The sequence below is a fragment of the Salinibacter grassmerensis genome, from assembly GCF_947077765.1.
Taxonomy (GTDB): domain Bacteria; phylum Bacteroidota; class Rhodothermia; order Rhodothermales; family Salinibacteraceae; genus Salinibacter; species Salinibacter grassmerensis.
In genome coordinates this window covers 186,908-204,189 of the sequence record NZ_CAMTTF010000003.1, presented here as the reverse complement: position 1 = coordinate 204,189, position 17,282 = coordinate 186,908, and the positions used below count along the sequence as shown (strand labels likewise).

Here is a 17,282-nt window from a genome sequence, read left to right as displayed (position 1 = left end):
CACCGCCCCTGGTGACGCGTTACATTGATTCTTCGCACACACCGTAAGTCTTAAAGAGCCGCCCAGTGCCCGCCGGCGCTCTCGTCCCCATGCGCATCGTCCGACGCTCCTCCATGATCACGACGGGGCTTCTGGCCCTGATCCTTGGCGGTGGGGGCGCGGTGGTCGGGCACGAGGCGACCCCGATGGGGCCCGCCCTGGGCCTCGTCCCGGCGGTCATGGTGCTAGCAGTGGGGCTTCGTCGTCCCTGGCGGCGCTGGCGAGTGGCCCAGACGGACCTCGGTCCCGAGCACGGCCAGTGGCTTCGAGAGCGAGTCCCCCTGTACCGAAAACTGGACGCGGCCGGCCGTGCCCGATTTGGGCGCGACGTGCAGTTTGCCCTAGACGAATATTCTTTTGAGGGCGTCCAGGGGGTGGCGGTGACCGATACGCTGCGACTCAGCGTCGCCGCGGGCATCGCGACGCTGCTGCACGGACGGCCCTCCTGGGAGCTGCCGGGGAGTCGGTCGGTGCTGTTCTATCCGGAGCGGTTCGACGAGACCTACCACGATAACATCACGGCCAGCTACGACGGCATGGCCCATCAGCAGGGGCCCATCATCCTGACGGTCGCCGCGGTGCGGCGCAGTTGGGCGCACCCGGGCGACGGAAACAACGTGGTGTTGCACGAGCTGGCCCACCTCTTCGATTTCGACAACGAAGGGGCGGACGGCGTGCCCTCCCTTGTCGATCCGGGGTCGGCCCCCGACTGGCAGGCGCTGGTGCGGGAGGAGATGCGTCGGATCCGGCAGGGGCGGTCGGTGCTGCGGCCATACGGGGCGGAGGCCCCGTCGGAGTTCTTCGCCGTGGCCGTTGAGCACTTCGTCGAGCAGCCGGCCCTGATGGCGCGCCGGCATGAGGAGCTCTTCCGCGCCCTGGTCTCATTTTTCCGCATTGATCCCCGCACCGGGGCGACGGGCGACGCGGCGGTGGAGGCCGGGACGGCGCCGAGCCCTACGTGACCGGACCGGCCGCGTCTACGGAGCGGGAGCGGTAGGCGCCCGCCTCCAAAGCGTCCCCGAGCAAGTCGAAGGCCCGGTCGATCTCGTCCTTGGTGTTCCAGACGAAGGGGGCCATGCGGAGGACCTCGTTGCGACGACTGTCGGTGTAGACGTGATGCTGCTTGAGGTGGGCCGCAAGGCGCTCGGCCTCCGGTACCTCCAGAAGCACCATTGCGCTCCGCTCGTCGGGGGCACGGGGAGAGCGCAGGGGCACGTCGAGGGCATCGGCCCGCTCGATGGCGCGGTCGGTCAGGGTGAGCGAGTGGTCGCGCACGGCGTCCAGGCCCAGGTCGAGCAGCAGCCGAACGCCCTCTACGGCGTGGTACATGGGGGCTACGGGCGTCGTCCCGCCCAGAAACCGCCGGCGCACGTCAGGGTGTGGGGTCGGCTCGGGCCGAAACTCGAAGGGGGCCGCGTTTCCGAACCAGCCGGTGAGCCGCGGGGTCAGCTCCAGTCCGTCCCGCAGATACACGAACGTATTCCCCGCCGAGCCAGACGCTTCCTTCAAAAGGCCCCCGACGTAGAGGTCGCAGCCGAGATGGGCCACGTCGATTGGGCGGGTGGCGGCGGCGTGGTAGCCGTCCAGTAGAAACAGCGCGTCGTGCCGTCGTGCACGCTCCGCGACCGATCGCAGAAATGAATCCGGGAGGCAGGCGCCGGTCGTGAACCCGACGTGGCTGAGGGCCACGAGGGCGGTGTCGGGGCCGATGGCATTGAGCAAGGCCGTCTGGTCGACGCGGTGCGCGTCGGTGGAGGAAACGACGTGCGGGTCGAGATCGCGGAGGTCACTCCACCGCTGCACGCTGTGCAGGACGGAGGGGAAGGCGGTCTCGGGGACGAGGACCTCGCGACCGCGGGTGGCCACTTCGGGGCTGGAGAGGAGGCACTGAACCGTCCAGTGCACGCTCGGCTGCAGAATGCAGGTTTTCGGTGGCGCGCCCAGCAGGGGAGCGACAAATTCATCGCCGAGGTAGGTCGGCAGGGTCCACCAGCCGACCGTGTCCTCCGCGTCGGGGCGCCAGTGGTTGGGGACCTCGTTCCAGGCGTCCACCCCTCGCTGACGCCAGTCCTCCGTGAATTGCTCCATCATGTGGGGTACCCGCTCGGGCTGAAGGCCGTGGGTGAAGGACCGGAGCTCCACCACGTTGGGCTCGTCGGGGAAGCGGTACGCGGAGGGAATGGGCGGAATAGACATAGCGGGGCAGAAACACTAGCCTCAAATGCAAAAAGCTCCTGCCGCACAAGGGCGAGAGGAGCTTCTTGCGGGGCAGAATGGCAGAAGAGGCTACGCCTCTTCCGGAACCACGTGGACGTACTTGCGGTCGCCGCCGCTCCGGGCGAACTTGACAACGCCGTGGTCCTTCGCAAATAGCGTGTCGTCGCTGCCGCGGCCCACATTGTGGCCGGGGTGAAACTTGGTGCCGCGCTGACGGACAATGATGCTGCCCGCGTGCACGTGCTCGCCACCGTACGACTTTACGCCAAGATAGCTGGGATTGGAGTCACGGGTGTTTTCCGTAGACCCCATGGCTTTCTTATGTGCCATGACAACCTCGTGGGGGTTGGTTCAACAAATCTAGTGCAGGGGAGAGAGAAGCGTTACGCCTCGGCCGGCTCGGCGTCCGATTCCGCATTGGTCTCCGCCTCTGACGTCTCGGCAGACTCCTCTTCGTCGTCGGAGGACGCGGTGCCGTTTACGTTTAACGATTCAATCTCAATCTGGGTATACTGCTGCCGGTGTCCTTTCTTAACGCGATACCGTTTGCGCCGTTTCTTCTTGAACACGATGACCTTGTCGCCCTTTACGTGCTCCAGCACACGGGCCGTGGCGGTAACGTCCTCAACGGCCGGCGTCCCGAGGGTGACATCCCCGTCGCCGTCGGACACGAGAAGCACCCGGTCCAGGGTCAATTCTTGACCGGCGGTCGCGTCCGAATGGTAGGGGACATACAAGGTGTCGCCCTCTTGAACTTTGAACTGCTTGTCCTTGACGTCAACAACTGCGTACATAAGGCGTCTCTGCTTTGGAGCGCCGGGTTGGATACCGACGCGAGAGTGACCGGATTTCGAGTGAATGCCGAGGCTTAGCCACGCAGCGTCCGCCCATCCGTTCCCGATCATCATTCACGCCCCCTTCCGTTTCGCATGAAGATCCCTCTTCCCACCCATTCCGCGCCGGTGTCCGTCGGCAAGGTTCTCTGCATCGGTCGCAACTACGCCGACCACGCCGCCGAAATGGACCGGGATGTCCCCGACGAGCCGATGGTGTTTCTGAAGCCGCCGTCGGCCCTCATCCGGTCGGGGGCGGCGGTGCAGTTACCCTCGCAGTCCCGGGACGTACACCACGAAGTCGAACTGGTGGCGGTCGTCGGGCGGAAGGGAAAAGGGATAGCCCGATCGGCGGCGCTCGATCACGTTGCCGGCTACGCCGTGGGGCTTGACATGACGGCGCGTGACCTGCAGGCGGAGGCCAAAGAGCGGCGTCATCCCTGGTCGGTGGCGAAGGGGTTCGATACCTTCGCGCCGCTCGGTCCCATCCAGCCTGTGGAGGCCGTGGGGGATGTCCAGGACCTGACCCTACAACTGACGGTGAACGACGAGACGCGTCAGGAGGCCAGCACCCGACACCAGATCTTTCCGGTGCGGGAACTCGTGCACTACTGCTCGCAAATTTTTACCCTGTCGCCGGGCGACCTGTTGTACACCGGCACCCCATCCGGGGTCGGCCCCGTGCAGGAGGGCGATCGGCTGCACGCTTCCGCGACGGGGCTGGACCCCCTGAGCGTCTCGGTCGAGCGGCCCGAATGAAGCTTCTGACCGACGCACCGACTACACCTGACTCGTTGCATCAACCCAGTTTTCCACGATGTCCGTTCCCCGGTACACTGATCTCGACGCCGTTCACACCCACGTCTGGGACGACCTTGAGATGGCCGCTGAGGACCCGGGCCACCCGTACCGCCAGCTCACGTTTGGCACCGTCCACGAGAAGACGCCGGACCTCCGCACGGTGGTGCTCCGCGCCGCAGGCGCCGACACGCGCGAGCTCCAGTTTCACTCGGATCGCCGGTCGCGGAAGGTGGAGGCCCTCCGCGAGAACGACCAGATCGCGTGGCACGCGTGGGACACGGAGTCCCTGGAGCAGATTCGCCTGCACGGGACGGCCACCGTTCACACGGATGACGAGGTGGCCACGGCCCTCTGGGAGTCCCAGTCCCCTGGGTCCCTGTCCGTCTACCCTCGCCCCACGGCGCCCGGCACGTCCATCGACGCCCCCGAGGACAAGCTCCGCCCGGAGGCAAAAACCGACCCGATCACCGAAGAGGATGTGGCGAGTGGCCGCCAGTACTTCGCCGCCATCCGGACGGTGATCGACCGCGTGGAGTGGCTGCATCTCCATCCGGACGGTCACTACCGCGCCCGATTCGAATACACGACGGACGAGACGGAGGCCACCTGGGTCGTGCCCTAAGACGAAAGCCTCAGGGGGCAGTCACTGGCGCTTGCTCGGCGTAGGCGTGGAGGATGTCTACCGCCCGCTCGATGGCCTCCATGGAGACGTCTCGGTGTGTGGTCGCCCGAATGGTGGACGGTCCGAAGGCCTTGACCAGAACGCCCTGTTCGCGGAGGTGCTCTACGACCGCGTCGGCGGTGTCGTCCGGGACCCCAAACATCACGATGTTGGTGTCCACGGTCGCGGGGTCAATGGAGAACGGGGGGCACTCGGCGATCCCGTCCGCGAGCCGCCGGGCCTTTTCGTGGTCCTGGGCCAGGTCGGGGCGGTGGTGATCGATTGCATAAAGGCCGGCCGCGGCGAGGATGCCGGCCTGCCGCATGCCGCCCCCAAACTGCTTCCGCGTCCGGCGGGCGTCGTCGATGAGCGGCGCCGACCCGGCCACGACCGAACCCACCGGTGCGCCCAGCCCCTTCGACAGGGCAACCCAGGTGACGTCAGCGGGGGCGGCCAGCTGCGCCTCCGTCACGTCGAGGGCCGCGGCCGCGTTCCAGAGCCGGGCTCCGTCCAGGTGCACTGCAAGGTCATGCTCGCGGGCGACTGCCGCGAGGGCCTGAATCCGTTCCAGCGAGTATACGACCCCGCCTGCCTTGTTGGCGGTATTCTCGATCGATAGGACCCGTGTCCGGGGCATCACGTCGGCTTCGGGGCGCACGGCGGCCTTCACCTGAGAGGGGGCGAGTCGGCCCCGGTCGCCCGGGAGAGGGTGCAGCTGGACGCCCGAGAGAAGACCGGCGGCCCCGGTCTCGTAGTTGAAGACGTGGCTCCCACGCTCGAGAATCACTTCTTCGCCCGGGCTGGTGAGGACGTGGAGGCAGATCTGATTCGCCATCGTGCCGGACGGGACAAACAGGGCCGCCTCTTTCCCCAGCCGATCCGCCACGCGCTCCTGCAGTTGGTTTACGGTCGGGTCCTCGCCGTAGACGTCGTCGCCGACCTCGGCCTCGTACATGGCCGTTCGCATGCCCTCTGAGGGGCGCGTGATGGTGTCGCTCCGAAGATCGATGGGGGACATAAGCAGGGAATCGACACTCGGGAGAACCGGCGAGGCGGACCTACCGGGAGATGTCTTTGATCTCGAAGTTTACGGTGCCGGCCGGCACGTCGATCGAGACCTCGTCGCCCTCTTCCTGGGCCAGCAGGCCCTCCCCAATGGGACTATCCACCGAGATCTTGTTTTCGGAAATGTTGGCCTCCTCTTCGGAGACGAGTGTGAACGTCTGTTCGTCGCCGGTATCCAGGTTCTCGACGGTCACGTCGGACAGAATGTAGGCCTTGCTGTCGTCGACGGTAGACTCGTCCACGATGCGAGCCCGCGCGATGGTGTCCTCAATTTGCTTGATGCGGGACTCTAGTTTGCCCTGCTCTTCCTTGGCGGCGTCGTACTCGGCGTTTTCGGACAGATCGCCCTTCGCACGGGCCTCGGCAATTTCGTCGGCGATGCGGGAACGCTCCTCCGTTTTGAGCTGGTGGAGCTCCTCCTTCAGTTCCTCAAGGCCCTCCTCGGTCATGTAAACGGTCTCGTCGTCAGCCATGCTGCTGGGGTCCATTGGTACAGGGATGCGCGAGTGCAAACGTGCCACACCTGCCAAAAAAGGAACGCCACGGCCGGAAGCGGCAGCGGCGTTTCAGGTGACACTTTTCTAATATGGTTCCCATTGTTCGGGCGGGTACGCCGGAAGTTCCGATTCCGTGCCCCTGTGTTCCGTCCTCGTTCCCATCGGGTTACAGATCTGTGAGGGGGGCTTCGGCGGTGAGCGTAGCGTGGGCTGACGTGGCGTGGAGGCGCACGGGAATGCCAAGCGGGAGGGAGCAACGGGGCAGATGGTGGCCGTACGGAAGGCCCTTCGCGACGGGATAGGGCCGGTCGGCCAGGTGGTCCCGAAACACCTCCTCGAGGGGGCGTGTGGGCGTATCGGGATTCAGGGATCCCGTCGTGAAGGTCCCGAGGACGACGCCGCCCACGGCGTCCAGAACGCCGGTCTGCTGGAGGTGCGTGAGCATGCGGTCCACCCGATACGGGGCCTCGGCAACCTCTTCGAGCACGAGCACGGCCCCCTCGAAGTCAGGGGCGAAGGGGGTCCCCAGAAGGCGCGTCAGGACCGCCATGTTGCCGCCGAGAAGTGGCCCGGACGCCGTTCCGGACGTACGGGGAGCCAAGGGGTCGCCGAAGGCTTCCACGAAGCTGGGCGTCTCCCCCGCGGCCCAGCCTCGAAACGAGGCGAGGGTGGCGTCGTCGGCCTGAGCCCATTCGGTGACCACGGGGCCGGAGAGGCCGGGCCAGCCTGCCTTTTCGTAGAACGCGAGGTGGAGGGCCGTCACGTCGCTATAGCCCACTATTAGGGTGGGGTGCCGACGGGCAAGGTCCCAGTTGATCTTGGGGAGGAGGCGGAGGCACCCGTACCCGCCCCGGACGCAAATGACCGCACGAATCTCCGGGTCTTCGATGGCACGATGAAGCGCAGCGACGCGCTCGGCATCCGGAGCGGCAAGATAGCCTCGTTCCGAGCCGGGCGTCCAGGTCTGTCGCACGTCGTAGGTGGTCCGGAGACGGTCCAGGCCGGCCTGGTAGGTGTCCGCGGAACGGGGCGGACTGGCCGGCGCCACGACCGCGATGGGCGCACCGGGGGAAAGCGGCGGGGGGCGTCGTAGCACAGGGCGATGGGGGCTGGAAGACGAACGACGGATCATCCGCGGCGCTACTCGGCGTCCGACTCCGTTCCGCCGGGCCGCGGGCTTTCAGGAGACGAGGTCGGCGGTTCCACTGGCGAGCTGGACGTCGGGCCTTCCTGCTCTTGCCGGAGCTCGTTCAACTTGCGACGGGTGCGCAGCTGCTTGGGGAGGGTGCTTAGAAGGCCCACCAGCACGCCAAACCCGAAGGTAAGGATTAAGATGAGGGCGGTGGATCCCTGGGTCTGGAAGAAGAGGAGATTGACGTCCATCGTCTGCGGGTTCTGCAGCGCGAAGACAACGGCAAAGATGGCGAGAATCAGCGAAAAGACCAGGCCGAGGCGCATAGCGGAAATAGGAATTGAGGAGAGAGGCCGATCACACCACGAACGTAATGTTCAATCGACTGCCTGTCTACCGATCCGTCGGGGCTGTGGGGGCCTCTTCTCGGGCGGAGCTTGGGACGGAGCGGCCCTTCCACCGCACGTCGTCGCTCCAGTGGTGCACGGCCGAGTCGAACTGCAGAATCAACCCGAGAAGATAGGAGAGGGGGGCGAGGACAGTGATGTGGATGGGCATGCCGCTGGATCGGTCGGTAACCAACTTGAGCCCGTACAGGGACACGAGAAACCAGATTGAAAGGAGCGGGGCGACCAGCCAGCTCAGAAGAAACCCTCCGTACATGAGTGTGAAGCGAAGGGGGGTGCCGCCGAGCAACAGGTACGCATTTTTTCGGAATCCACGCCAGGACTCCATAAATCCGTCGTACATGTGCACGGCCACGAGGTCCTGCACGTCGAGGAGCGTGGGGGGATGGCCCATCCGCTTCAGATAGCGCCCGATGGCGACATCTTCGAGCACCGCATCCTTTACTTGCGCGTGGGGCTCGTGGCGCTGGTACACGTCCCGGTCCACCAGCCAGCATTGCCCGTTGAGGGCGCTGAGCTCTGGTAGCTGGGTCCGAGGCACGAGGGGCCAGGGCAGGCTGGTGAGAAGCGCGTGGGGGACGAGGCTGACGAGAAGCAGGGCGGCTCCCCGGAGCCGCGGGAATCCGGACGACACTCGGGTCTGGCTGCCCCGGTGCCGGGCGACCAACTGGCGAAGCGCATCGGGCCGACGCAACTCCGCGTCGGCGTCCAGGAACAGGTAGCACTTGCCCGAGGCCTGACGCGTGCATTGATGCAGTGCGTGCACCTTGCCCACCCATCCGGGCGGCGGGTCCTCCCCCCGAAGCGGCGTGAGGCGATCACTCTCGGCGGCGGAGAGCACCGCCCACGTGTCGTCCTCTGAGCCATCATCCCAGACGAAAATCTCCAGGTCGGGGTAGTCCTGGTTCTCGAGGGTGGGCAGCAGTCGCCGCAGGTTGTCGGCCTCGTTGCGGGCCGGAATGCAGACCGAGAGCGACGGGGGCGGCTCGGCCGTACCTGAGGGGGCACGCCGCAGGTAGGCAAGGTTCAACAGTAGAATTCCCCAGAGCCCAGCGTGAACGAACGCCAGGGGCAGAATCAGAACCAGGGGAACGAGCTCAGCTGTCATAAGGGTGGGGGTGCCAACAGGCGGACGGGTCGACTACACGTCGGGGGGCGATTCCAGAAACTGCCGGTAGAGCGAAGGGAGGTCTTGGCTGGCCAGCCGGTCGTAGAGGGGCTGGGCCTCGTCGGGCCGGTCCGCCTCCCGAAGAGCGAGCCACTGCCACATGTGCGCCTCGGTTTCGGTGATGGCGCTCCCCTCTTTCGTCGCGACGATTTCGGCCAGCCGGGCAAACCGCCGCGCCGCGCCGTCCGGGTCTTTGCCGGCGATGGAGGGACGGAAGAGGAGGGACTGGCCCTCTACCAGCAGCACAAAGGGCGCGTCGGGGGCCTGGGCTTTGGCCTCCTCCAGTAGGTTCGTGGACCGCCGGCCGTACGTCACCGCGGAGAAGATCGACGCTTCCCCGGCGCGGTACGCCCAGAGCCCCGAGAGCAACGCATACTCCCGTGCGGTTCCTTCCGAAAGGGACGAGGGCAGATCGTCGAGAATGGAGGCCTCCTCGGTGAGGGGATACAACCGGTACCGCACGAGGAAGCTATCGGCCCGAGAGGATGCCTGCTCAAAGAGGGTGCGGAGGCGATCAGCGTCCTCCTGGGCATAGGCCGTCTGGGTTGCCTCGGCGAATGGGGTCGAGAGCATGGCGAGTACGAGAAGAACGACCATGGAGACGCTACAAGTAGCGCTCGAAGAAGGAAGACGCAAAGGAGAAGTCCCACCACTCCTCCGCACTTCGGTAGCCGCGGAGAAGGGTTGTCGAGGGCCGGTCCTGCGGCGTCTGGAGGCGGCGCCAGAGCTGCTGAAGCCGGGCGTGCTCCTGCCCGTCGGCCTCGTGGGGAGAACCGCCGGTGAGAAGAGCTGTCGGGGTGGCTTCGTTCCGCCAGGTCACGTGTACGGCGTAGGGCCACCATGTGGCTGTCGGGTAGAGCCGGGCCAGGCGGGCTACCGCGTCGGCGCTAAAGTCTTGGATTCCGTCTTCAGGCCGATGGAGGGTGCCCCCCGGATAGTACACGAGAACGGTGCGGGGGCGGGCCCGAAACCGGCGGGCGGTGCGGCGGACCGTCGCGGCGCGGCGGGCGGGATCGTCGGGTGGGAACGGCTGCGCGCCCACGGCGGCGAAGAAGGGAAACCGATCCCACTCGGCCATCCAGAGGGTCGGGGGGCGCTCTAGGTACCGGCGGAACAGCAGCCATGCGAGGTGCCCGTCGTAGAAGTGGTGGTGGTTGGCGTACGCGATGACGGGGCCGTCGGGCAGGGCGGACGGCTCGGGGCCCACCCACTGCACGCGCCGGAACGCTCGGTGAAGGTCCCACCGCAGGAGGGTCGCTACGAGCCGACGAACAAGAGCCACGGGAAAAGGAGCAGTTCAGAGGCCACTCAGAGCGCGTCCGGGGTCAGGCGATGCTTGCGGCGTTCGTAGCCGTCGTAGAGGAGGAGGAAGAGCTTCCGGCGAAAAGATACGTACGCTCGCCGACCAAGATTGTCATAGTCATTCGCGCGCACCTCGTTCATGATTTCCCGGTACATCCGGGCGGCGGCCCGGATGCCGTATCGGCTGCGGAACGGAAGCGCCGCCACCCCCTCGAAGCTGTCCACGTACCGCTGCTCGGCCGCCTCCATGGCTGCCTCCAACAGTTCGGGGTACCCGTCGGGGACCCGGGCGTTGCGGAGGGCCTCCACCGACACGTCATGCTCGTCGAGCCAGCGTTCAGGAAGGTACACCCGGTCCAGCTCCTCGATGTCCTCCCCGACGTCTCGCACGATGTTGGTGATCTGCATCGCAATGCCGAGCTTCCGGGCCGTCGGCTCCAACTCGTCGTGTCGCTCCGGGTCGGCGAGAAAAGGAAGCATCATGGCCCCCACGCTCCCCCCAACGAGGTTCGAGTACTCGATCAAGTCGGACTTCGAGACGACCGGACGCCCTTCCAGGTCCCAGAGGGCCCCTTCGATGAGTTCGTACATCGGACCTCGAGGGAGAGACGATTGCTCGTGGACCTCCGCGAGGCGACGCCACAGCACCGTCTCGGAGGGCGGACGGCCCGCCAGGGTCTCGTCCAGCCGGTCCCGCACCTGCTTCACTTCCTGCAGGGCCCGCTCGCGCCCCACCTCCAGCACGCGCTGGTCGGCGATCGAGTCGACCCGGCGGCAGTAGAGGTAGAGGGTGGCGACGGACATCTGCACGGAGCGCGGCAGGAGGTACGCCGCCAGGGAGAAGGTGCGGGAGTGGTACCGGAATGACTCCCAGATCCACTCATCTTCGTCGGTACGGGTGTCGAGGGAGAGGGTTGACATGAGGCGTCCTGGGTGACGAGACGACAGCGGGTGCGACTACCCCCGGAAGAGCGACACGGCCCGCTCCAGCGAATCCGGATTGTAGCGCCACAGCAGGAGGAAGGGCACCAGGGTCGCGAGACCGCCGATCAGGGCCGGCAGGTACACGTCTCGGAGTAGGCAGATTGAGAGCGGAAAAATGCAGTTCAGGGCGTACACCCACGGTGCCCATTCATTCTGAATGGAGGCTCCTTTGCCAATGTACTCGTAGCCGAGGAGAATCACGAACGTGACCCCGGCCCACCCGACCCAGTTGGAGAGGGGCATTCCGAAGAACATTCCGTCGACCCCGTATTCCCAGAAGGGGAATGCCTGATTCATCGCCGGGTCCAGGGAGACATCCCAGAGCACCATAAAAAGCGTCCCCAGCAAGAGCGATCCGGCCCGCCGGGGGGTAACGCGGCGGGCAAGGTCGAGGGAGACGATCGACATCGCAAACCAGGATGGCGGAATGAAATACGGCACGTGCCCGGCAATCTTGGGGCCGAGCCACTGCGTGTACTGATACTCCCCAAACGGAAGGGCAACGCCCCCTACATTCAACCACCCGGTGGTGCCGATCAGTTCACTTGCGCCGCCGATAATGCACCCCCAGGCGGCGATCAGGCTTATCTTCTTCCAGCCCAGGGAGGGGCCGTACATCAGTAGCGGCAGCAACGCCAGCAGGGTCATAAACGTCCAGGTGGGCGTCTTCACAAGCTTCGTGTAGACGGGCCCGAAGAATGCCATCGAGGAGGGTACAAGGCGAAGCAGCAACATGCCCGCCACGCTGAACGAGATGGCACCGACAAACAACCAAAACGCGAATCGGAAGAGGAGGTCGTAGTTGCCCTCCAAGGTGGGGGGGGAGGGGTCCGAGTTCGACATGAAGAAGCGGTTGGTCAAATTGGTGGGACGACAGGGACGAGCACGCAGATGGCATCGGACACAGTGGCAGTCCCCGCGACATCACGCGCCGGGGAGCAGAAAGGCCGACGAAGTCTGTAGGGACCGGGGACCATCCCCCCCAGATGGCACGTCAGAATTGGCGAGCCAGAGCCTCAACGCGACACCGCGGGTCATGATCGCCGTGCAACCACCGGAGTATTTTCCCCGACTGGAATACATGGCGATAATTCAGCGGGTGGATCACTTTGTTCTGGGCAACACGTTCCCATACCGTCGGCAATCGTTCCAGAACCGTAGCAAACTTCGAAGCCCCCAGGGGTGGCACTGGATCACAGTTCCCGTGTTTGGGAACCGGGACGGGGCACCCGTGCGAGAGGTCGAGCTTAAGACCGGCGGCCGGTGGCGGGAAAAACACTGGCGGTCGTTCCTCTACAACTACCGCACGACAATGTACTTCGATTACTTCGAGGCCTCGTTTCGTCCCTTCTTTGAGCGGACCTGGGAGCGCCTCAGCCCTTGTGCCAGCCGGTCCGTCGAGCTGCTGGCGGAGCTGTTCGGTCTGCAGACCCCCATCACGCGGGCATCAGCCCTGGATGGAACGCCCGATAGGGTTTCCGGCGTGGCCCGGTCACTGGACGCAGAAACGGTGCTCACGCCGTCCAGGCACGCCCCCGAGTCTTTGCCCGAAGACACCACGTCACACGTGATTGAATACGACCATCCCACCTACCGACAAAACTTTGAAGACTTCGAGCCCGGGATGTCCGCGGCGGACCTCGTGTTCAACTACGGCCCGGAAGCCCGGCGCATTCTCGCCAAGGGCCGCACGTCCCACCCAGAGGGCCGGCCGTCGACGTAACCGCAGGCCAAGGTTGAGGGCCGGTTGACCTTCGTTACTCCTCACGGGTACCTTTAATTCTCCCCCGACGCTCTTCTCACGACCCGCTACGTCCATGATCCTCCCCGACCACCACATCCGCACCCTGGCAACCGAGCACGACATGATTGACCCGTTCGTCGACGAGCAAGTGCGGGAGGACGTGGTGAGCTACGGGCTTAGCTCCTTCGGCTACGACATGCGGGTGGCAGGTGAATTCCGCGTCTTCACCCCAAACGTCCACAACAGCGTGGTGGACCCGAAGCGGATCGACGAGCGGGCCCTGGTCGAGCACGAGGCGGACGACCACATCCTGATCCCGCCCAACTCCTACGTCCTTGGCCGCTCGATCGAGTATTTTCGAATGCCGTCGGACACGCTGGGGCTCGTGCTCGGAAAGTCCACATACGCGCGCTCCGGCATCATCGTCAACGTGACCCCGCTGGAGCCCGGCTGGGAAGGACACGTGACCATCGAAATTGGGAACGGCACGCCCCTTCCGGCCAAGGTATACGCGGAGGAAGGCATCGCGCAGGTGGTCTTCTTGCGTGGCGAGACGCCGGAGGTGTCGTATGAGGAGAAGCAGGGAAAATATCAAAACCAACAAGGCATTACGCTTCCCCGGCTTGAGTAGCACTTAAAGAACCGCCGCGGTATCTACGAACGATTGTCCAACCCCCATGGCCGACGACTCGTCCGAGTCCGCACCGTCCTCGCGTTCCTGGCGCAGATGGGTGGCAGCGGGGCTCTTCCTCGTATTTTTCGTGGTGATAATGCGGGAGGTCGTGAACCCGTACCGGGGACAGCGCTTCGAGAAAATCCCGCACGGCGACCACGTGCACTACGTCCCAAGGGACCGAAACCCCGACGCATCGGTCAGTCGATTCCCTACTCAAAAGCCGGCCGCTGACGAGCGAATCACGCCGGACGGACAGGTCGTGTCGCCCAACGACGGGAATCGTACGCCGTAGGTCATGTAGGCTGTGCACCCGAGCCCGGCAGGTGCACCTCTTCTTCGAGCCGGTCGGCAATATCCTCCACGGCCTTCCGCTCCGTGTCGGCGAGCGGGGCGAGTGGCGGTCGCACCGTGGCCCAGTCGGGTGCGTCGAGGCGCCGAGACAGCAGAAACTTGAGGGCCGGAATGGTGGGCAGCGAGGCAAACGCGGTTCGGAACGTGCTCAGTGTGTCCTGCACGGACCCAGGGGCCTCGTTCTCCCGCCACCGACGAAGCACCTTGGCGGCCAGGGCGGCCGTCACGTTGGCCGTGGCGGAGATGCATCCGGCGCCCCCGGCCTCCAGGACGCGCAGCAGCAGGCGCTCGGTTCCGGAAAAGACCTGTAGGTCCGAAAAGTGGCGGCAGAGGGCCTCCGTGTGGTCCCACTCGCCGCTCGAATCTTTGACGCCGGCGATCTGGTCGGGGTAGGCGCCCCGCAGCTCTTCAATGACGGAGAACGGGATCGGGACCCCCGATAGCTCGGGAAAATGGTAAAAATAGAGCTGCAGACCGGGGTCGCCGACGGCCTGAATGAGGCGATCGTAGAAGCGGAAAAGCCCCTCGGGCGAGACCTGGCGAAAGTGGACGGGCGGAAGCACGAGGACGCCCCCGGCCCCCTCCTGAGTCGCTTTGCGGGTCAGCTCGACGGCGTCGGGGAGTGCCGAGGCCCCCGTCCCGACCAGCAATCGGCGAGCCGGGATTCCCGACGCCAATACGGCGTCGAGGCCCGCCAAACGCTCGGAGACCGACAGCGAGAGCCCCTCGCCCGTGGTGCCGAACAGCAGCACCGCGTCGCAGCCGTGATCGAGAAGCCATTGCGTGTGGGCGGCAAACGAGTCGTGAGCGAGGGACTGGTCCGCGTGGAACGGGGTGAGGCCGGCGGCGAGAACGCCGGAGGGCAGGCGTGGGGACATGGACACATCGAGCGTTTTGAGAAGCAACGAAGTACGAGGCCCACGGACGGGGCCGAGAATTTTGCTAGCCGAGGGCGACGTCCAGTACCATCATGACCGCAAAGCCGCCCATGACCCCGAGGGTGGCGAGGTCGGTGTTGTCGTGGCGCTGCGACTCGGGAATGAGCTCCTCGACCACAACGTAGATCATGGCGCCGGCGGCGAAGGACAGGGCATAGGGGAGAAGAGGTCGGATGCTCACGACCGCGAGGGCCCCCGCCACGGCGGAGAGCGGTTCGACGATGCCGGACAGCTGTCCGTACCAGAAGCTCCGACCCCGTGAGAGGCCCTCTCCCCGCAGGGGCATGGCGACGGCGATCCCCTCGGGAAAATTCTGCAGCCCGATCCCCAGGGCCAGTGCGAGGGCCCCTGCGAGCGTTGCTCCGGTTGCGACCTCCAGTTCGATGGCGGCGGCCCCGAACGTCACGCCCACGGCGAGCCCCTCGGGAATGTTGTGCAGCGTGATGGCGAGGACCAGGAGGGTGGCCCGGCGCCACGACGTGGAGGGGCCCTCGGCGTCGGCCCGCCGCGCCCCAGGGTGAAGGTGGGGGAGGAGCGCGTCGGACAGGCGAAGAAACACGCCGCCCAACAGGAATCCAATTGTCGGGGGCACCCACTCCGTGATGCCCTGCGCCGCGGCCATGTCGATGGACGGGGCGAGCAGAGACCAGAAGCTGGCGGCAATCATGACGCCGGCCGCGAATCCCATCATCGCGTCGAGGAGGCGCTGGTTCACGCGTCGGGTGAAAAAGACCAGAGACGCCCCGACCGCGGTGACCCCCCAGGTAAATCCCCCGGCCAGCAGCGACTGAAGAACGGGCGACAGTTGTTCAAACCACGGAAGGAGATCAGACATGGGAGAAGAACGCTGGCCTTGAAGAAACGAGGAGGTGGACCGTCGGAAAAGAAGAGAGAGTGGAAACCGCGCGACCGGTCCGGCAATGGTCTGCTCGGCGCTTGGATCCGTGGTGGGCCTCGCAACTTTCAAAAGCACCCGACGTAGGACCGTCCGAATTTACGGACAGTAGTCCGAGCAGTAGTGCTCCTCAACACCTGTGAGAAGCACGCGGACCCAGAGCAACAGTTTTTCCTCGTCCTTCCAGCAATCTTCTCCGACCATGAGCACGCTCCCCGACGGCGAATACCTTCTCACAAATGTCCAGTGGCGACGACAGGACCGAGATGGGGCCTTTCGTCCCCTCCACGGGTTCACCACGGGTCATCTCGTCGCCGAGGGAGGTAGCGTCCAGGCGCAAGCCCGTTTCAACGATCAGTTCCTGTCCAATCGGTTCAGCGACCTGGAGACGGACGGCACGCCCGTTGTGCTTCGGGTACAGGTGCTGGAGAGGGATGCCCCCTACACCCTTCTCTGCGCTGCGCCGACCCTCGACCGGGCAGGGGCCTCCTATCAGTTACAGGTCCAGGGCGATGTGGCTGGCGACGAGACTGCTGCCTCGCCGTGATGATTCCGGGGCCGAACCCTCTCCCATTCTGGACGCGCCCCTCTGGGAAACGCCCCCGAGGATGAGGCGTCCGTGATGATGACGAAGGGGCCGGGGAGGCGAGAGCTGCGGCGGCGAATAAGAGCGGTATGAGTTGAGGGGCCCTGACACTTCAGGTGGTCGGTCTGTGTGTGCCTACCTCCTGATTGGTGCTGAGCGAGTTTCAAGGACGGGTCCCGATTAGCTGCTGTGGAGGGTCTGGAGGACAAACTCCGTTGGGGAGACATTGTACTTCTCACGCGTGGGGGCCACTGGGACGAGGCCGCGCTCATCGATCCAAACCTGGTCTGGTTTTTGCGCTCAGAAAGAAATAACATTGTCCCTTACACGCTCAAAATGCAGCCTCAACGCCGCCGCCCCGTCCTCGAATGAAATACAGTACTCGCATCGCATACGGGGTAATTGGGGTGGGCGCGGGGGTCGCCTTCACGATGTGGCTCGGGGCCTCGAGCAGCGAGGTGGCGATCGTTCTTACGGGAGTATTGGAGTGGCTCCCTTTCGATCGAGCCGTGCTGTTGAATGAGCTCGAGGGCGCCGGCATTTTTGCCATCGGCTGTGGGGTCGGAATCGTCGCCTGGCTCGTCACGGGCCAGGGGGCCTTCCGGTGCTTAGGCAGGCGCGCCCCTCGAGCCTGGCTCCTGTGGCGACGGGACGTCCTGACGAGTTTTCTTCCAGTGCTGAAATACACGGTCATAGGGCTCGTGATGGGGGCACTGGGTGTGTACCTCGTGCAGTACCTCTGGGGGCTCTGGACGAGCGCCTACAGTGCGGGGCTGGTGGTCGGGGGAGTGGTGGGGGCTGTTTACTCTGCTACGCGGTCGCACCGCCACTCCCAGCTGAATTTTCTGGAGGCGAACCAGCGGTACATCAACGACGAAAACGTATCGGTCTTTACGGAGACCGAAAAGCCGTAGCGAGGGACATCCGGGACGAGCCAGGGGGCTAAACAAAAAAGCCCATCCCCGGCGACAGCCGGAGATGGGCAT

Annotated in this window: 22 protein-coding genes; 8 read left to right on the top strand and 14 right to left on the bottom strand. The window is 65.2% G+C overall.

Going from position 1 to position 17,282, the window contains the following annotated elements:
- Nucleotides 1–89 precede the first annotated feature (89 nt).
- Nucleotides 90–1,001, top strand: coding sequence for a M90 family metallopeptidase (locus tag OJB03_RS08150; RefSeq protein WP_263786421.1), 912 nt, complete (start codon nucleotides 90–92; stop codon nucleotides 999–1,001).
- On the opposite strand, the gene OJB03_RS08145 is transcribed toward OJB03_RS08150, so the two are convergent.
- The 3 genes from OJB03_RS08145 to rplU form a co-directional block, all read right to left on the bottom strand.
- On the bottom strand, nucleotides 994–2,235 hold the full coding sequence (locus OJB03_RS08145; RefSeq protein ID WP_263786419.1) for an aminotransferase class V-fold PLP-dependent enzyme: 1,242 nt from the start codon (nucleotides 2,233–2,235) through the stop codon (nucleotides 994–996). The two genes, OJB03_RS08150 and OJB03_RS08145, sit on opposite strands and share 8 nt — an antisense overlap.
- Before the next feature lie 90 nt (nucleotides 2,236–2,325).
- Nucleotides 2,326–2,586, bottom strand: coding sequence for a 50S ribosomal protein L27 (gene rpmA, locus OJB03_RS08140; RefSeq protein WP_011404169.1), 261 nt, complete (start codon nucleotides 2,584–2,586; stop codon nucleotides 2,326–2,328).
- Nucleotides 2,587–2,639: 53 nt separating this feature from the next.
- A complete protein-coding gene (gene rplU, locus OJB03_RS08135; RefSeq protein WP_263786415.1) occupies nucleotides 2,640–3,050 on the bottom strand; it encodes a 50S ribosomal protein L21 in 411 nt (136 codons plus the stop codon).
- Between the two features lie 135 nt (nucleotides 3,051–3,185).
- On the opposite strand from rplU, the gene OJB03_RS08130 reads away from it, so the two are divergent.
- A complete protein-coding gene (locus OJB03_RS08130; protein WP_263786414.1) occupies nucleotides 3,186–3,848 on the top strand; it encodes a fumarylacetoacetate hydrolase family protein in 663 nt (220 codons plus the stop codon).
- A 58-nt stretch (nucleotides 3,849–3,906) separates the two neighbouring features.
- Nucleotides 3,907–4,512 (top strand): pyridoxamine 5'-phosphate oxidase family protein, encoded by a 606-nt coding sequence (locus OJB03_RS08125; RefSeq protein ID WP_263786413.1) that lies wholly within the window; start codon nucleotides 3,907–3,909, stop codon nucleotides 4,510–4,512.
- Nucleotides 4,513–4,522: 10 nt separating this feature from the next.
- Here OJB03_RS08125 and OJB03_RS08120 read toward each other — a convergent pair whose 3' ends face one another.
- From OJB03_RS08120 to cruF, 9 genes are all read right to left on the bottom strand, one after another.
- Nucleotides 4,523–5,569 carry a threonine aldolase family protein gene (locus tag OJB03_RS08120; RefSeq protein ID WP_263786412.1) on the bottom strand — a complete coding sequence of 349 codons (1,047 nt, stop codon included), beginning with the start codon at nucleotides 5,567–5,569 and terminating at the stop codon, nucleotides 4,523–4,525.
- 40 nt (nucleotides 5,570–5,609) lie between these two features.
- Nucleotides 5,610–6,089: a transcription elongation factor GreA gene (gene greA, locus OJB03_RS08115; RefSeq protein ID WP_263786411.1), complete on the bottom strand. Its 480-nt coding sequence runs from the start codon at nucleotides 6,087–6,089 to the stop codon at nucleotides 5,610–5,612.
- A gap of 190 nt (nucleotides 6,090–6,279) precedes the next feature.
- Nucleotides 6,280–7,209 (bottom strand): S66 peptidase family protein, encoded by a 930-nt coding sequence (locus tag OJB03_RS08110; protein ID WP_263786410.1) that lies wholly within the window; start codon nucleotides 7,207–7,209, stop codon nucleotides 6,280–6,282.
- A 44-nt stretch (nucleotides 7,210–7,253) separates the two neighbouring features.
- The gene (locus tag OJB03_RS08105) at nucleotides 7,254–7,571 is read right to left on the bottom strand and encodes a LapA family protein (RefSeq protein ID WP_263786409.1); all 318 of its coding nucleotides are present in this window, start codon (nucleotides 7,569–7,571) and stop codon (nucleotides 7,254–7,256) included.
- 67 nt (nucleotides 7,572–7,638) lie between these two features.
- Nucleotides 7,639–8,760 carry a glycosyltransferase gene (locus OJB03_RS08100; protein WP_263786408.1) on the bottom strand — a complete coding sequence of 374 codons (1,122 nt, stop codon included), beginning with the start codon at nucleotides 8,758–8,760 and terminating at the stop codon, nucleotides 7,639–7,641.
- Between the two features lie 33 nt (nucleotides 8,761–8,793).
- Nucleotides 8,794–9,417, bottom strand: a complete 624-nt coding sequence (locus OJB03_RS08095; RefSeq protein ID WP_263786407.1) for a hypothetical protein — start codon at nucleotides 9,415–9,417, stop codon at nucleotides 8,794–8,796.
- Nucleotides 9,418–9,424: 7 nt separating this feature from the next.
- Nucleotides 9,425–10,102: an acyltransferase gene (locus OJB03_RS08090; RefSeq protein ID WP_263786406.1), complete on the bottom strand. Its 678-nt coding sequence runs from the start codon at nucleotides 10,100–10,102 to the stop codon at nucleotides 9,425–9,427.
- 26 nt (nucleotides 10,103–10,128) lie between these two features.
- Nucleotides 10,129–11,043, bottom strand: a complete 915-nt coding sequence (locus OJB03_RS08085) for a phytoene/squalene synthase family protein (protein ID WP_263786405.1) — start codon at nucleotides 11,041–11,043, stop codon at nucleotides 10,129–10,131.
- A 36-nt stretch (nucleotides 11,044–11,079) separates the two neighbouring features.
- Nucleotides 11,080–11,949, bottom strand: a complete 870-nt coding sequence (cruF, locus tag OJB03_RS08080; RefSeq protein WP_263786404.1) for a bisanhydrobacterioruberin hydratase CruF — start codon at nucleotides 11,947–11,949, stop codon at nucleotides 11,080–11,082.
- On the opposite strand from cruF, the gene OJB03_RS08075 reads away from it, so the two are divergent.
- The 3 genes from OJB03_RS08075 to OJB03_RS08065 all read left to right on the top strand — a co-directional run bounded on the left by OJB03_RS08075 (nucleotide 11,948) and on the right by OJB03_RS08065 (nucleotide 13,818).
- On the top strand, nucleotides 11,948–12,829 hold the full coding sequence (locus OJB03_RS08075) for a WbqC family protein (RefSeq protein WP_341482950.1): 882 nt from the start codon (nucleotides 11,948–11,950) through the stop codon (nucleotides 12,827–12,829). The two genes, cruF and OJB03_RS08075, sit on opposite strands and share 2 nt — an antisense overlap.
- 94 nt (nucleotides 12,830–12,923) lie before the next feature.
- On the top strand, nucleotides 12,924–13,481 hold the full coding sequence (gene dcd, locus OJB03_RS08070) for a dCTP deaminase (RefSeq protein WP_263786402.1): 558 nt from the start codon (nucleotides 12,924–12,926) through the stop codon (nucleotides 13,479–13,481).
- A 46-nt stretch (nucleotides 13,482–13,527) separates the two neighbouring features.
- Nucleotides 13,528–13,818 (top strand): hypothetical protein, encoded by a 291-nt coding sequence (locus OJB03_RS08065; RefSeq protein WP_263786401.1) that lies wholly within the window; start codon nucleotides 13,528–13,530, stop codon nucleotides 13,816–13,818.
- A gap of 1 nt (nucleotide 13,819) precedes the next feature.
- On the opposite strand, the gene OJB03_RS08060 is transcribed toward OJB03_RS08065, so the two are convergent.
- Complete coding sequence (locus tag OJB03_RS08060; protein WP_263786400.1) at nucleotides 13,820–14,755, bottom strand: dihydrodipicolinate synthase family protein; 936 nt, start codon at nucleotides 14,753–14,755, stop codon at nucleotides 13,820–13,822.
- Between the two features lie 64 nt (nucleotides 14,756–14,819).
- Nucleotides 14,820–15,650, bottom strand: coding sequence for a ZIP family metal transporter (locus OJB03_RS08055; RefSeq protein WP_263786399.1), 831 nt, complete (start codon nucleotides 15,648–15,650; stop codon nucleotides 14,820–14,822).
- A 262-nt stretch (nucleotides 15,651–15,912) separates the two neighbouring features.
- On the opposite strand from OJB03_RS08055, the gene OJB03_RS08050 reads away from it, so the two are divergent.
- Nucleotides 15,913–16,257 (top strand): hypothetical protein, encoded by a 345-nt coding sequence (locus OJB03_RS08050; RefSeq protein WP_263786398.1) that lies wholly within the window; start codon nucleotides 15,913–15,915, stop codon nucleotides 16,255–16,257.
- Between the two features lie 407 nt (nucleotides 16,258–16,664).
- Nucleotides 16,665–17,210: a hypothetical protein gene (locus OJB03_RS08045; RefSeq protein ID WP_263786397.1), complete on the top strand. Its 546-nt coding sequence runs from the start codon at nucleotides 16,665–16,667 to the stop codon at nucleotides 17,208–17,210.
- The last annotated feature ends 72 nt before the right edge of the window (nucleotides 17,211–17,282 follow it).